At 53.1% G+C, this 14099-nt stretch carries 18 protein-coding genes; 13 read left to right on the top strand and 5 right to left on the bottom strand.

The window, feature by feature from the left end:
* Window positions 1–52: 52 nt before the first annotated feature.
* The 6 genes from PSSD_RS01890 to ruvX all read left to right on the top strand — a co-directional run bounded on the left by PSSD_RS01890 (window position 53) and on the right by ruvX (window position 4330).
* Entirely contained in the window at window positions 53–565 is a 513-nt protein-coding gene (locus tag PSSD_RS01890; protein WP_058969097.1) for a SprT family zinc-dependent metalloprotease, read from the top strand.
* A gap of 77 nt (window positions 566–642) precedes the next feature.
* Window positions 643–1350 (top strand): deoxyribonuclease I, encoded by a 708-nt coding sequence (endA, locus tag PSSD_RS01885; protein WP_058969095.1) that lies wholly within the window; start codon window positions 643–645, stop codon window positions 1348–1350.
* A gap of 75 nt (window positions 1351–1425) precedes the next feature.
* Window positions 1426–2157 (top strand): 16S rRNA (uracil(1498)-N(3))-methyltransferase, encoded by a 732-nt coding sequence (rsmE, locus tag PSSD_RS01880; RefSeq protein ID WP_039327297.1) that lies wholly within the window; start codon window positions 1426–1428, stop codon window positions 2155–2157.
* A gap of 166 nt (window positions 2158–2323) precedes the next feature.
* Window positions 2324–3268, top strand: a complete 945-nt coding sequence (gene gshB, locus PSSD_RS01875; protein ID WP_058969093.1) for a glutathione synthase — start codon at window positions 2324–2326, stop codon at window positions 3266–3268.
* A gap of 82 nt (window positions 3269–3350) precedes the next feature.
* A complete protein-coding gene (locus PSSD_RS01870; RefSeq protein ID WP_058969092.1) occupies window positions 3351–3914 on the top strand; it encodes a YqgE/AlgH family protein in 564 nt (187 codons plus the stop codon).
* Window positions 3914–4330, top strand: coding sequence for a Holliday junction resolvase RuvX (ruvX, locus tag PSSD_RS01865; RefSeq protein WP_058969090.1), 417 nt, complete (start codon window positions 3914–3916; stop codon window positions 4328–4330). The genes PSSD_RS01870 and ruvX overlap by 1 nt, the downstream gene beginning before the upstream one ends.
* A 161-nt stretch (window positions 4331–4491) precedes the next feature.
* On the opposite strand, the gene PSSD_RS01860 is transcribed toward ruvX, so the two are convergent.
* A complete protein-coding gene (locus tag PSSD_RS01860; protein ID WP_058969089.1) occupies window positions 4492–5484 on the bottom strand; it encodes a type IV pilus twitching motility protein PilT in 993 nt (330 codons plus the stop codon).
* A gap of 16 nt (window positions 5485–5500) precedes the next feature.
* Between PSSD_RS01860 and PSSD_RS01855 the strand changes: the two genes are divergently transcribed.
* The 4 genes from PSSD_RS01855 to hemW are packed head-to-tail and all read left to right on the top strand — an operon-like array spanning window position 5501 to window position 8524.
* Entirely contained in the window at window positions 5501–6208 is a 708-nt protein-coding gene (locus PSSD_RS01855; RefSeq protein WP_039327282.1) for a YggS family pyridoxal phosphate-dependent enzyme, read from the top strand.
* A 12-nt stretch (window positions 6209–6220) separates the two neighbouring features.
* Complete coding sequence (locus PSSD_RS01850; protein ID WP_039327279.1) at window positions 6221–6775, top strand: YggT family protein; 555 nt, start codon at window positions 6221–6223, stop codon at window positions 6773–6775.
* A gap of 20 nt (window positions 6776–6795) precedes the next feature.
* On the top strand, window positions 6796–7389 hold the full coding sequence (locus tag PSSD_RS01845; protein WP_058969086.1) for an XTP/dITP diphosphatase: 594 nt from the start codon (window positions 6796–6798) through the stop codon (window positions 7387–7389).
* Window positions 7382–8524 carry a radical SAM family heme chaperone HemW gene (gene hemW, locus PSSD_RS01840; RefSeq protein ID WP_058969084.1) on the top strand — a complete coding sequence of 381 codons (1143 nt, stop codon included), beginning with the start codon at window positions 7382–7384 and terminating at the stop codon, window positions 8522–8524. The genes PSSD_RS01845 and hemW overlap by 8 nt, the downstream gene beginning before the upstream one ends.
* Before the next feature lie 37 nt (window positions 8525–8561).
* Here the strand turns inward: hemW and PSSD_RS01835 are convergent, their stop codons facing one another.
* Window positions 8562–9296 carry a GntR family transcriptional regulator gene (locus PSSD_RS01835; RefSeq protein WP_039327270.1) on the bottom strand — a complete coding sequence of 245 codons (735 nt, stop codon included), beginning with the start codon at window positions 9294–9296 and terminating at the stop codon, window positions 8562–8564.
* A gap of 414 nt (window positions 9297–9710) precedes the next feature.
* Between PSSD_RS01835 and PSSD_RS01830 the strand changes: the two genes are divergently transcribed.
* The 3 genes from PSSD_RS01830 (at window position 9711) to ulaA (ending at window position 12011) form a co-directional block, all read left to right on the top strand.
* A complete protein-coding gene (locus PSSD_RS01830) occupies window positions 9711–10163 on the top strand; it encodes a PTS sugar transporter subunit IIA (protein ID WP_058969082.1) in 453 nt (150 codons plus the stop codon).
* Window positions 10164–10194: 31 nt separating this feature from the next.
* Window positions 10195–10464, top strand: coding sequence for a PTS sugar transporter subunit IIB (locus PSSD_RS01825; protein WP_039327264.1), 270 nt, complete (start codon window positions 10195–10197; stop codon window positions 10462–10464).
* Window positions 10465–10634: 170 nt separating this feature from the next.
* A complete protein-coding gene (ulaA, locus tag PSSD_RS01820; RefSeq protein ID WP_039327261.1) occupies window positions 10635–12011 on the top strand; it encodes a PTS ascorbate transporter subunit IIC in 1377 nt (458 codons plus the stop codon).
* A 90-nt stretch (window positions 12012–12101) separates the two neighbouring features.
* On the opposite strand, the gene PSSD_RS01815 is transcribed toward ulaA, so the two are convergent.
* From PSSD_RS01815 to trmB, 3 genes are all read right to left on the bottom strand, one after another.
* Window positions 12102–12821: a YggN family protein gene (locus PSSD_RS01815; RefSeq protein ID WP_039327258.1), complete on the bottom strand. Its 720-nt coding sequence runs from the start codon at window positions 12819–12821 to the stop codon at window positions 12102–12104.
* Between the two features lie 143 nt (window positions 12822–12964).
* The gene (locus PSSD_RS01810; protein WP_039327253.1) at window positions 12965–13291 is read right to left on the bottom strand and encodes a YggL family protein; all 327 of its coding nucleotides are present in this window, start codon (window positions 13289–13291) and stop codon (window positions 12965–12967) included.
* On the bottom strand, window positions 13291–14010 hold the full coding sequence (trmB, locus tag PSSD_RS01805; RefSeq protein WP_039327249.1) for a tRNA (guanosine(46)-N7)-methyltransferase TrmB: 720 nt from the start codon (window positions 14008–14010) through the stop codon (window positions 13291–13293). Before trmB ends, PSSD_RS01810 begins: the two co-directional genes overlap by 1 nt.
* Between the last annotated feature and the right edge of the window lie 89 nt (window positions 14011–14099).

Below are 14099 nucleotides of genomic sequence, written 5' to 3'. Positions count from 1 at the left end.
GATTTATCGCGCTCAGTTGATTCGACGATGACAACCCCTTATCCTCCCCAACATGAAAACACCTCGCCTCCCCATCGCGCTCCAGCAAGCCGTGATGCGCTCACTGCGCCACTTTTTGCAGCTTGCCAATGAAAAACTGGAACGTCACTATGACGAGCCAAAGCTGGTTTATCAGCAGCGCGGAACCGCGGCGGGCACCGCCTGGCTGGAGAAATGGGAAATCCGTCTCAACCCGGTTTTATTGCTGGAAAATCAGCAGCCTTTTATCGATGAAGTGGTGCCACACGAACTGGCGCACCTGTTGGTGTGGAAAACCTTTGGTCGCGTGCCCCCGCACGGCAAAGAGTGGAAATGGATGATGGAGAGCGTGCTCGGTGTGCCGGCACGCCGCACACACAAGTTTGAAATCGCCTCAGTGCGCAGTAACACCTTCCCCTATCGCTGTGGCTGCCAGCAACATCAGCTCACGGTGCGTCGTCATAACCGCGTGCTGCGCGGTGAGAGCGAATATCGTTGCGTGCAGTGCGGTACATTACTGCAACCCGGTGAATTTACAGCACGTTAGTCCGCAAATCTGATATCCCCTCCCCTGCCATTCTGTTACCCTGCCGCCTTTTTCTGCACCAGGTTAATTTTTGGAATATGTCTCGCAAAACGCTGTTGTTACTCTCTTTATTAGTCGCGCCCATCAGTGCATTCAGCCTGAGTTTCTCCAACTACCATCAGAACAACTTCCAGCAGGCCAAAGTCGTCGCCGCGCAGATCAATACGGATGCCCCGGCTGATTTTTACTGCGGCTGTAAAATCAACTGGCATGGCAAGAAAGGCGTGCCCGATCTCAGCAGCTGCGGCTACAACGTGCGCAAAAATGCCAACCGCGCCGATCGCATTGAGTGGGAACATGTGATGCCGGCGTGGGAGTTTGGCCATCAGCGCCAGTGCTGGCAAAACGGCGGGCGCAAAAACTGCAGTAAAGATGCCGATTACCGCCGCATCGAAAGCGATTTACATAACCTGCAACCGGCGATTGGCGAAGTGAATGGCGATCGCAATAACTTCCAGTACAGCCAGTGGAACGGCGGCGACCCGCAATATGGTCAGTGCTCAATGAAGATCGATTTTAAACAGAAGCTGGCGCAGCCGCCGGAGCGCGCACGCGGCGCCATCGCCCGAACCTACTTCTATATGCGTGACCAGTATCAGCTGCGTTTATCACGCCAGCAAACGCAGCTGTTCACCGCCTGGAACAAGCAGTACCCAGTGACAAAGTGGGAGTGCGAACGCGATAACCGCATTGCGCAGGTACAGGGAAATCACAACCCCTATGTACAACAGGCTTGCCAGCGCTAAAAGCGCTACCCTACACTAGCTTTTTTTCCGATTGCGCCGTGTCCAATGACACGGCATAACGCTGGCAGGAACCGCATGCGTATACCTCGCATTTATCATCCCGAATCTCTTGAAGTTAACAGCGAAGTCTTCCTCGACGAAGACGCCGCCAACCACGTCGGGCGCGTGCTGCGCATGACCGCCGGTCAACAAATTGAGCTGTTTGATGGCAGTAATCTGACTTTTCGCGCTGAAATCACCCAAGCGGATAAAAAGCGTGTAAAAGTAAACATCCTTGCCAGTCAGCCTGATGACCGTGAATCTCCACTACATTTACACCTCGGACAGGTGATGTCGCGCGGTGAGAAAATGGAATTCACCATCCAGAAATCGATCGAACTCGGTGTGAACGTGATTACACCCTTGTTTTCTGAGCGCTGCGGCGTAAAGCTGGATGCCGAACGGCTGGCGAAAAAGATTCAGCAATGGCAGAAAATCGCGATTGCCGCCTGTGAGCAGTGCGGTCGTAATCGTGTGCCAGAAATCCGCGAAGCGATGACATTAGAGGCGTGGTGCGCCGAGGAAGACAGCGGTCTGAAGCTGAATCTGCATCCGCGTGCCAGCCACAGCATTAACACGCTGCCGCAACCTGTGGAGCGTGTTCGTCTGCTGATTGGGCCAGAAGGCGGCTTGTCCGCTGATGAAATTGCCATGACCGCTCAGCAGGGTTTCACCGATATCCTGCTCGGTCCGCGCGTGCTGCGCACCGAAACCACGGCTCTCACCGCGATTACGGCACTTCAGGTGAGGTTTGGCGACCTTGGTTAAGCGATAATTTAATTTAATTGGCTGCCCTAAATAATCCATGTTGCGGGAAGGCGGCAAACGAGAGAGTCCTGAATCGCTAACTGAGTCAGTGATTCGGGTGAATGAAAGCAGCCAACGCACCTGCGGCTTGAAGTATGACGGGCAGTCCCCCTTTTAGGAGAGAATAATGATTAAGCTTGGCATCGTTATGGACCCAATTTCGTCCATTAACATTAAAAAAGACACCAGCTTCGCCATGTTGCTGGAAGCACAGCGCCGTGGTTACGAAATTCATTACATGGAGATGGGCGATCTCTCCCTGCGTGGCGGTGTGACCTATGCCCGCACGCGTCTGCTGAGCGTCGAGCATAACTATGACAAATGGTACGAGTTTGGCAGCGAGCAGGTGATCCCGCTGGCTGACCTGAACGTGGTACTGATGCGTAAAGATCCGCCGTTCGACACCGAATTCATCTATGCAACCTACTTACTGGAACGTGCGGAAGAGCAAGGTACGCTGATCGTCAACAAACCGCAGAGCCTGCGTGACTGTAACGAGAAGCTCTATACCGCCTGGTTTGCCGATCTGACGCCTGATACGCTGGTCACGCGCAATAAAGAGCAGCTGCGCGCTTTCTGGCAGGAGCACGGTGATGTGATCCTCAAGCCATTAGATGGCATGGGCGGCGCATCAATCTTCCGCGTGAAGCAGGACGATCCTAACTTTGGTGTGATCACCGAAACCCTAACCAACCACGGCCAGAACTTCTGCATGGCGCAGAACTATCTGCCTGCCATTAAAGACGGCGATAAGCGTGTGTTGGTAGTGGATGGCGAACCGGTGCCATATTGCCTGGCGCGTATTCCGCAGGGCGGCGAAACCCGTGGTAACCTTGCTGCGGGTGGCCGTGGTGAAGCGCGCCCATTAAGTGACAGCGACTGGGAAATTGCCCGTCGTGTCGGCCCCACCTTGAAAGCCAAAGGGCTGATTTTTGTCGGACTGGACATCATTGGTGATAAACTCACCGAAGTTAACGTTACCAGCCCAACCTGCGTGCGTGAAATCGAAGCGGCTTTCCCAATTTCGATCACGGGCATGCTGATGGATGCCATCGAGAAACGTTTGGGCTGATGTCAACGGCGTGTAAGCGTCGTGAGAACCCAAAACCGACGTGGCTGCGGCTACGCCGGTTATTTTTGGTATACGAGTGATAATGAATTTACAGCACCATTTTTTGATTGCGATGCCGTCGCTGCAGGATCCGCTCTTCAAACGCTCGGTGGTGTATATCTGCGAGCACAATGAGGACGGTGCCATGGGCTTGATTGTGAATAAGCCGATGGAAAATCTGACTGTCGAAGGCATCCTGAAGAAGCTCAAAATCAGCGCGACCGATCGCGATCCTGCCATCAAACTGGACAAGCCGGTATTTTCCGGTGGTCCGCTGGCGGAAGATCGTGGCTTTATCCTGCACTCTGCCCAGAAAGTTTACTCCTCCAGCATCCGTATTTCCGATAACACCGTGATCACCACATCGCGTGATGTGCTGGAAGCCATAGGAACTTCATCGCAGCCAGACAACGTGCTGGTGGCGTTGGGATACTGTGCATGGGAGAAGGATCAACTGGAAAACGAGCTGCTGGAAAATGCCTGGCTGACCACGCCTGCTAACAGCAACATTCTGTTCCAGACGCCGATTGCCGAACGCTGGCGTGAAGCCGCGCGCAGCATGGGTGTGGATATCCACAATATGACCAGCGATGCAGGACACGCCTGATGGCCAGTGAAACTCTGCTGGGATTTGATTTTGGCACCAAAAGCATCGGTGTTGCCGTGGGCCAGCAGCTAACCGGCACCGCACGCGCGTTGACGGCGCTTAAAGCGCAGGATGGCACACCAGACTGGAACCTGATCGAGAAACTGCTGAAAGAGTGGCAGCCAGATTATGTGGTGGTGGGTTTACCGCTGAATATGGATGGCACCGAACAGCCGTTGACGGTGCGCGCACGTAAGTTCGCAAATCGATTGCATGGCCGCTTCGGTGTGCGCGTTGAACTGCAGGACGAGCGGCTGAGCACCGTTGAAGCCCGCGCCGACCTGTTTGAACGTGGCGGTTTTCGTGCCCTGCAAAAAGGTCAGGTAGATTCACAATCAGCAGTGATTATTCTGGAAGATTGGTTCGATACGCACTGAGCCAAAACTCGGTACGCATTAATGGACTCAGTGCGCATAAATGCGCACCCTACAATGCATTGGCGCGTTTTACGTAGGGTGCGCATTCATGCGCACCTGCATACATATGCAAATTAATGCTTAATTGAGCGGCATTACGCCATTCATGGCGACCATCCCATCTAAATTAGTCCCGACTGCCGCCGTTCCTGTTCGCTTTGCGCAAAAGTCTGCATACCCGATTGCGCGCCGGTTTGCAGCACGCCGGGTAGCTGATGCATCTTCCCTTCACGAATCAAATTCACCACCGCAGGCGTCGCCACCAACACCTCAAATAGCCCTATTCGTCCGCCCTCGATGGCTGGCACCAGTCGCTGCGCCAGTACCGCTTTCAGGCTCCCCGCCAGTTGGGTACGCACCAGATTCTTCTCTTCTGCAGGAAACACATCAACAAGACGATCCACCGCCTGTGTCGCTCCGCGCGTATGCAAGGTTGCCAACACCAGATGCCCGGTCTCAGCAGCGGTCAGCGCCAGACGAATCGTTTCACTGTCGCGCAACTCCCCTAACAGAATCACATCCGGGTCTTCACGCAGCGCCGCTTTCAACGCCTTTTGAAACGAGGCGGTGTGCGTGCCGACTTCCCGTTGCTGAATCAGTGAGCGTTGGCTGTGATGCACAAACTCAATCGGGTCTTCCAGCGTGATGATGTGTCGCGCTTGTTCGCGGTTAAGGGCATCCACCATCGCCGCAAGCGTAGTGGATTTGCCGCTTCCGGTGGCGCCGGTAATTAAAATCAGCCCTTCTTCCAACTGCAGCAGTTGCTGCACCACCTCAGGAAGCTGCAGGCTGTGTAGATTGGGCGCACGGCTGGCAATCAAACGCAGAGCCAGCGATAAGCCCTGCCGCTGCATAAAGATATTGGCACGCAGTCGCACGCCGCTTTGTAGGGTGATGGCGAAATCGACGTGTCCGTTCTCTTCCAACTCTTCTTGTTGCACACCACTCATCCACTGCTCGATAAACGCCTCCAGCCAGTCAGCAGCCAGTTCGCCCTGCTGGGGAATCGGCTCCAGTACGCCTTGTCGTCGCCAGTGAGGCAAATGTCCGCTGCAAAGGTGCAGATCGGCGGCGTTATGCTTTACACTAAGGGCCACTACTTCATCCAAATCCATTTAACTTCTCCTGACTATGACTTCCATTGAGCACAACTTACAGCAAGTGCGTGAGCGCATCGCCGCCGCTGCCGCACGTTGCGGTCGCGCGCCAGAAGAAATTACCCTGCTTGCAGTGAGCAAAACCAAACCTGCGAGCGCCGTCGCAGATGCTATCGCTGCCGGGCAGCTCGCCTTCGGTGAAAATTACGTGCAGGAGGGGGTTGAAAAAGTGGCTGAGCTGGCCGCACATCCTGATCTGCAATGGCACTTTATCGGGCCGCTACAATCCAATAAGAGTCGCCTGGTGGCGGAAAACTTTGCCTGGTGCCACACCGTTGACCGCCTGCGTATTGCACAGCGTCTTAACGACCAGCGTCCGGCAGCACTGCCACCGCTTAACGTGTTAATTCAGGTAAATATCAGTGACGAGAACAGCAAATCTGGCATCATGCTGGAGGCCGTTTCAGAGCTGGCTCAGCAGATCGCGGCACTGCCGCATTTGCGCTTGCGGGGATTGATGGCAATTCCGGCACCAGAATCAGACTATGATCGTCAGTTGGCCGTCTGCCAGCAGATGGCGAGCGCGTTTCACGCCCTCAAACAGGATTACCCTGACGTCGATACGCTTTCTCTGGGAATGAGCGACGACATGGATGCGGCAATCGCCGCTGGCAGCACCATGGTGCGCATTGGAACCGCCGTTTTTGGCGCGCGGGATTATGCGCGACCTTCACAACAATAATTGAGGAACCTCATGTTAACAATGACGTTTTTAGTCAAAACGCTGATCGACCTGTACGTGATGGTACTGCTGCTGCGTATCTGGATGCAGTGGTCACGCTGTGACTTCTATAACCCGCTGTCACAGTTTGTGGTGAAGATTACACAGCCAATCATTAAGCCGCTGCGCCGCGTGTTACCGGCGCTGGGCCCGATTGATACCGCCTCACTGGTGTTGGCGTTTGTCCTGACTACGCTTAAATATCCGGTGCTGCTACTGATTCAGGTCGGGGTGTTCTCCGTTGACCCGACTAACCTGCTGGTGGGCTTGTTGTCATTAGTAAAATCTGCCGGATATCTGGTGTTCTGGGTCATCATCATCCGTTCACTGATGAGCTGGATCAGCCAGGGTCGCGGCCCGATTGATTACGTTCTAATTCAGTTGACCGAGCCGCTGATGGCACCGATTCGCCGCATTCTGCCTGCTATGGGCGGCATCGATTTCTCTGCCATGATTGTGATTCTGGTGCTGTACGCGCTGAATTTCCTCGGCATGGACCTGTTCCCAGGCCTTTGGTACCTGCTGTAATTCGTTAATCTGGAACTGTTATGCAAAAAGTTGTACTCGCCACCGGTAATCCGGGCAAAGTTCGTGAACTGGCCGATTTGTTAGCGGCTTTTGGCCTGGATATCGTGGCGCAAACCGAGTTGGGCGTGGAGTCAGCGGAAGAAACCGGCCTGACCTTCATTGAAAATGCCATCCTCAAAGCACGCCATGCGGCGCAGATTACTGGCCTGCCTGCGATTGCCGATGACTCCGGTCTGGCGGTGGATGCACTCGGCGGTGCGCCGGGCATCTACTCTGCACGCTACGCCGGCCTCGACGCCAGCGATCAGCAGAACCTGGAAAAGCTGCTGGTCGCGCTGGAAAATGTGCCAGATGGCCAACGTCAGGCGCAGTTTCATTGCGTGCTGGTATATGTGCGCCACGCGGCGGATCCGACGCCGCTGGTGTTTCACGGTAGCTGGGCGGGCGAGATTACCCGTGCGGCGGCCGGTGAAGGCGGCTTCGGCTATGACCCGATTTTCTACGTGCCGGAACTGGGCAAAACCGCCGGTGAGCTGACGAAAGATGAGAAGCGTGCCGTTTCTCATCGTGGCAAAGCATTGACGCTGTTGTTGGAAGCGATGCGCAATGCCTGAGTTACCTCCGTTAAGCCTCTACATCCACATTCCGTGGTGTGTGCAGAAGTGTCCATACTGTGATTTCAACTCTCACGCGTTAAAAGGCGAGGTGCCGCACATCGAGTATGTGCAGCACCTGCTTAGCGATCTCGAACAGGATTTGCCGCTCACCGCCGGACGTGAAGTGCGCACCATTTTTATTGGTGGCGGTACACCGAGCCTGCTGAGCAGCAATGCGATGCAGATGCTAATGGATGGCGTGCGTGCGCGCCTGCCGTTAGCAGCCGATGCAGAAATCACCATGGAAGCCAATCCGGGCACCGTTGAAGCGGACCGTTTCAGCGGCTACCAGAAAGCCGGCATCAACCGTATTTCGATTGGCGTGCAAAGTTTTAGCCCACAGAAGCTGGAGCGTCTGGGTCGTATTCACGGACCAGAGGAAGCGGTCCGCGCGGCGCACCTGGCGGCCGGGCTGGGCCTGCGCAGTTTCAACCTCGACCTGATGCACGGCTTGCCGGATCAGTCTCTGGAAGAGGCGCTGGACGATTTGCGCCAGGCAATTGCGCTCAATCCGCCACATCTGTCGTGGTATCAGCTGACCATTGAACCCAACACGCTATTTGGCTCGCGTCCGCCGAAACTGCCCGATGACGATGCGCTGTGGGACATCTTTGAGCAAGGTCATCAGTTGCTGAGCGCCGCGGGCTATCAGCAGTATGAAACCTCGGCTTACGCCAAACCGGGCTATCGCTGCGAACACAATCTCAACTATTGGCGTTTCGGTGACTACCTCGGCATTGGCTGTGGCGCTCATGGCAAACTCACCCAGCCAGACGGCCGGATTGTGCGCACGGTGAAAACCCGCCATCCACGCGGATTTATGAAGGGTAACTACCTCGATAAACAGCACGACGTCGAGAACGAAGATAAAGCGTTTGAATTCTTCATGAACCGATTCCGCTTGCTGGAAGCGGCACCGCGCGCCGATTTCCGCCGCTACACCGGGCTGGATGAGCAGGAGATTCGACCACAGATAGACCAGGCGATTGCCGCCGGTTACGTGGATGAAACTGCTGAACACTGGCAAATCACGGAGAAAGGGAAGCTGTTCCTGAACTCTCTGTTAGAGCTGTTCCTGCCTGAAGAGAAGTAATGATATGCGGATGGCCCAGTGAATACTGGGTTATCCGTTATGGCCTTTCGGTATTTTGTCTGAGCTGCAGCAACTGCGTATTAATAATGGCGATGTTCACCTCACAAGGTGCGCCATCATCAAGATAGACCGTTTCATAAATCTCTAACGCCGCACCATTCTGATTGAAATTCAGCAATCTAATCTGCTCTTCATCCGTCACATTGATGGCATTTAAGTGCTGTTCCCTGCGCTGCACCTTCTTACCGGTGATCTGCTCAATGTAGGAGTATTTGGATATTTCCAGCTTGCTGAATTCCATGCTGCTAAACATGCTGACCGGAAAGTGGTTATATTCCAGCGCCACCGGAATATCGTCGAAGCTCATCAGACGCACCACTTTATAAATTTGATCGTTAGGTTTGATGCGCAACGCCTGAGCCATGTCAGCGGTAGGGACTTGCATGATGCTGACGGTGATAACTTTTCGAACCCCTTTGTACCCTTTCTTTTGCGCCTGAAAATCAAAGGGGGACAATGCGTGAAATCGGCCAACGTGATCGCTTTTTCCGGTCGAGCCGACGAACAGCCCCGAGCCCTTCACCCGATAAATGCGCTGCTGCTCAATGAGAATGCGTGTGGCTTCGCGCACCGTTGCCCGCGTGATACCGATGTTTTTGGCAATAGCGATTTCGGTGTCCAGTTTGTCACCCGGCAGCAGCCCGTCATCTTTGATTTTTTGCAGGAGGTAATCGACCACCTCTTTTTGCTTCTCGGTAATGCCATCGGCCATCAACATGCTTCCCAATAAGTGTGCGAGTGCAAAGTTGCGCTCGGTGACTCAACACGTATGCCTGAATTTATTTTCATTGCGCCACCTCCACCGCTTATGGATGTGATCCAGTTAACGCTTTTGCATTCAATAGCAACCTGTCCAGCCAGATTTCAATATTACATATTGTATCTGTACAGGTCGAGGAGCATTATCAAGATGACTAGACATCTTTAACTAATGAGTTTTTTACTCGCTTAACTAATAACAATAATTATTAGTAAGTTAAGGAAAAAAATCTTCTCATCAGCACAGAGAAGCCAAGACTGACGATTAAAAACACCACCAATACCAGGGAATTTCATTCAAACATGACTGTACATCTCATCATGGAAATGATGACAGCTTCAGTCACATTGACTTCAGGAGATCACCATGGCGCATCTCGCTAAATGGCTGAATGAAGAAAAAATTCAGTACCTCGATAACGTCTCAAACTGGCAAGAGGCGATTGAGGTGGCAGGACGTCCTTTGCTGCAGGAAGGGGCGATTACGCAGGATTACATTGACACCATCATCCAGCAGAAGCTGGAAATTGGACCCTATTTTGTGATTGCGCCGCGCATCGCCATGCCGCATGCCCGACCCGAGCAAGGGGCTAAAAAGCTGGCGTTATCCGTGCTCAAACTGGCGCAGGGGGTCTCTTTTGATGCGGATGAAAACGACCCGGTAGACATCCTTTTTATGTTCTCCGCACCGGACAGCAACAGCCATATCGAAATGATTTCTCAGCTGGCTGAAGTCCTTTCCGATGAGGAAAAAATGGCACAGATCTTCAGCAGCACCAATCAAGCTGAACTCAGCACCCATTTGTTATCAGACAATTAATCATTCCGTTTAAAAATCAACGAGGTCAACGATGAAAATAATGGCAGTTTGTGGCTCCGGCCTGGGAAGCAGCTTCATGATGGAAATGAACATCAAAAAAGTGCTGAAGATGATTGATGTCACCGCCGACGTCGAGCATTCCGATTTGGGTTCGGTGACGCCTGATGTAGCAGATGTGTTTGTGATGGCAAAAGACATTGCCTATAGCGCCAATCTTCCAGAAGACAAAGTGATCATCATCAACAACATCATTGATCTGAAAGAGATTGAGCAAAAAGTTCGTAGTTACTTTAATAAATAGCCCTCTCAACCTACTGAAAATATACCCTTCATACTTCAAATTTCAGGTGCGTTGGCTACGTGCACTCACCTCAGTCACTTACTTCGGTAAGCTCCTGAGGATTCATGCACTTGCCGCCTTCCTGAATCTCGAATTATTTTGGGTATAGAACATTTACCGCTGAGGTTATTATGTTTATACAAAACCTTTTACTGGTAGTTGTCGACGTGCTGAAAGTCCCCTCCATTCTGGTTGGTTTGGTGGCGATGTTTGGACTGATTGCACAAAGAAAACCGTTCCCGGACATCATCAAGGGCACGGTAAAAACTATCCTGGGTTTTCTGGTGTTGGCAGGTGGCGCAACGGTGTTGGTGGGTTCGTTAACCCCGCTCGGCGATATCTTCAAACACGCTTTTGATGTACAGGGAATCATTCCAAATAATGAGGCGATGGTTTCCATTGCTTTAGAGAAGTACGGCGCACCCACCACGCTGATTATGGCGTTTGGTATGGTGGCCAATATCATTGTGGCGCGCTTCACTCGCCTGAAATACATCTATCTTTCAGGTCACGTGACATTCTATATGGCCTGTATGATTGCCATTATTTTGTCGGTGGCGGGTTTCGAAGGTGTGCAGCTGATTTATACCGGCTCGCTCACTCTCGGCATGCTGATGGCGATCTTCCCGGCCATCGCGCAACCTCATATGCGTAAAATCATCGGCCACGACCAGGTTGCGTTAGCACATACCGGAACCGTGGGCTACGTGCTGTCAGGTTGGATTGGTTCATTAGTGGGTAAAGGTTCGAAATCCACTGAAGAGATGAACATGCCAAAAAACCTCAGTTTTTTGCGTGACAGCACCATCTCCATCTCACTGACGATGATGATTATTTACTTTATTCTGTCGGTGTCTGCTGGCCGGGAATATGTAGAGAGTCAGTTTAGCCATGGTCAGAACTATCTGGTGTACTCGTTCGTGCAGGCGATTACCTTTGCAGCGGGTGTGTTTATTATCCTGCAGGGTGTGCGCTTAATTCTGGCGGAAATCGTCCCGGCCTTCACCGGCTTCTCGGAAAAACTGGTGCCGAATGCACGCCCGGCTCTGGACTGCCCAATCGTCTTCCCGTATGCACCTAATGCGGTACTGGTGGGCTTTATCTCCAGCTTCGTTGGTGGCTTGGTCGGGCTGTTCTTCCTCGGACAACTGCACTGGGTGCTAATTTTGCCAGGTGTGGTGCCGCACTTCTTCTGTGGTGCGACGGCGGGCGTGTTTGGTAATGCGACCGGCGGGAAACGCGGTGCGATGCTGGGTGCTTTTGCGCACGGTATCCTCATCACCTTCCTGCCAGTGGCGCTGTTGCCGGTTCTGGGTGCGATTGGGCTGACCAATACCACCTTCTCTGACACCGATTTTGGCGTCACCGGCATCATCCTCGGCAATATGGCACGCTACCTGGATAAAGGGATGATCATGATGATCATCACCGGCTGCTTCGCCTTGTTGGTTATTTATAACTATGTCGCCAGCAACAAAGCGACATCAGAAGAAGCCAAAAGCGAGTAATGATTGAGACGTAGCGGCGCGCTTTATCGTGCTGACCTGAAGCAGCTAAGCTGCTGACTGATGCGCAATAAATTGCGCCGCTACGTTTTCTTAACCTTTAAGGCTCTGCGTCAGTGCTTTACGCTGGCCTTCCAGATCCGTCACCCGGTTACACACCTCGTGCCCGAAGTTCTGGAAATCTTGTTCCTGATTCTTCCACTCCGCCTGAACTGCCTGCTGTAAGCCACCCAAATTGCCCATAATCGCCTGCAATGGATTGCTACCGCTCGCCGCCTGGCTGCTGCCCATCTCGTTCAGACTGTCCTGCATAATGCCGCCGAGCGTGCTCTGCACCAGCTTTTCACCGTCCGCACGCACTTGATCAATCGCCTGATGGTGGAAGGTCAATCCATCGGGACGATGCTCGATAATACGGTTCATCTGCTGTTTCAGCTGACCATCCAGAGTGGTGAGGCGATTACGCACGTTGCTGTTCGCCCCGAGCTTTTCCACAATCACTTTATCCAGTGCAATACGGCTGCGCTCCAGACGTGTAGAGGCACCGTTATCAACCCAAGGTAAATCACGGCGCAATGCGTTCTGGTAATCAATGGCTTTCTGGCGTGTCGCATTATCGACATTGGCTTTCTGACCGTTAAAGGTCACATCACCCTGCGGAGAGATTTCGAGGTTACCGTTGGTGCCCACCACCTGTACGCTCTGCGGTTTGATAATCACATCATCCTGAGGATTAACGCTGCACTGATAATCAGCCTGCGCCTGCGTCGCTGCGGCCAGCAGCAGTGCGGTAAGAAGAGCCTTACGAACCATGAAATCTCCTGGATGTTCTGCACTGTGTCAGTAGTGTGCAGTTAGCAAAAGGTCGCCATAAATGGCGACCCTACGATATTCATAACCTGCCGGAAATTGTAGGGTGGCCATTCATGGTCACCTTCCACTCGCGGCACGATTACTTAGTCCCACCAAACGTCAAAGAGTTCAGTCACCTGAACGTCTGTCAGGTTGCGGGCTTCCAGCCACTTACGCACTAACTCGCGGTGCTCATCGGTACATTTGCCGGTTTCCTGCAGGCAAACCAGACCTTCCCACACCAGATAGCCGCTGCCATCATAAGCCAGGCCATTAGGATCAATCACTTCAGTGATGAACTGATCCAGAGTGGCATCAATCTGCTCTTCAGTGGTGCCTTCGGCAAAACGCCAGGCAACCGAGAAGCCTAACTCCTGAAACTCATCAATATGCAGTTTTTTACGTAAACGACGGCTACGCTGTACGGCCATTATTTCACCCTCTCAAACATCAGATCCCATACGCCGTGGCCCAATCGCTGCCCGCGCTGCTCAAATTTGGTTAACGGACGCGTTTCAGGACGCGGCACGTAATCGTGACTCTCTGACAGATTTTTATATCCGTCTACGCTGCTCATGATTTCCAGCATATGCGTCGCATAATCTTCCCAGTCCGTTGCCATATGGAAGACGCCGCCCAGCTTCAGCTTGCGCATCACCAGCTCGGCAAAAGGTACCTGCACAATGCGACGTTTGTTGTGGCGCGCTTTATGCCACGGGTCCGGGAAGAACAGTTGCACCATACGCAGCGAGTTATCCGGGATCATCTGCTGCAGCACTTCGACAGCGTCGTGGCACATCACACGCAGATTCTCCACGCCCGCCTCTTTAGCCGAGGCCAGACACGCACCGACACCCGGCGCATGCACTTCAAGGCCGAGGAAGTTCTGATGGGGATTGTTCTGCGCCATGGTCACCAGCGAGGCGCCCATACCAAAACCAATCTCCAGCACGACTGGGGCTTCGCGGCCAAACAGCGCCACCATATCCAGCGGCTCCTGCTGAAACTCGACGCCCATCTCCGGCCAGTAATTATCGAGTGCCAGCTGCTGTCCCTTGGTTAAGCGCCCCTGGCGACGCACAAAACTGCGGATACGGCGTAATGGCCGCCCGTTCTCATCAAATTCTGGGGTGATGACGTCATTTATCATGTTGAAGCCTGCTGGTTAGCCTATTCTGGGAAACGGGCATTATGCAAAGTTAGATAGCAGAAGCAAGCCTTTGCAATCTTCCGGTTTAC

This window comes from Type-D symbiont of Plautia stali (assembly GCF_001485335.1).
GTDB lineage: Bacteria > Pseudomonadota > Gammaproteobacteria > Enterobacterales > Enterobacteriaceae > Pantoea > Pantoea vagans_C.
This window is presented reverse-complemented; position numbering and strand designations above follow the sequence as displayed.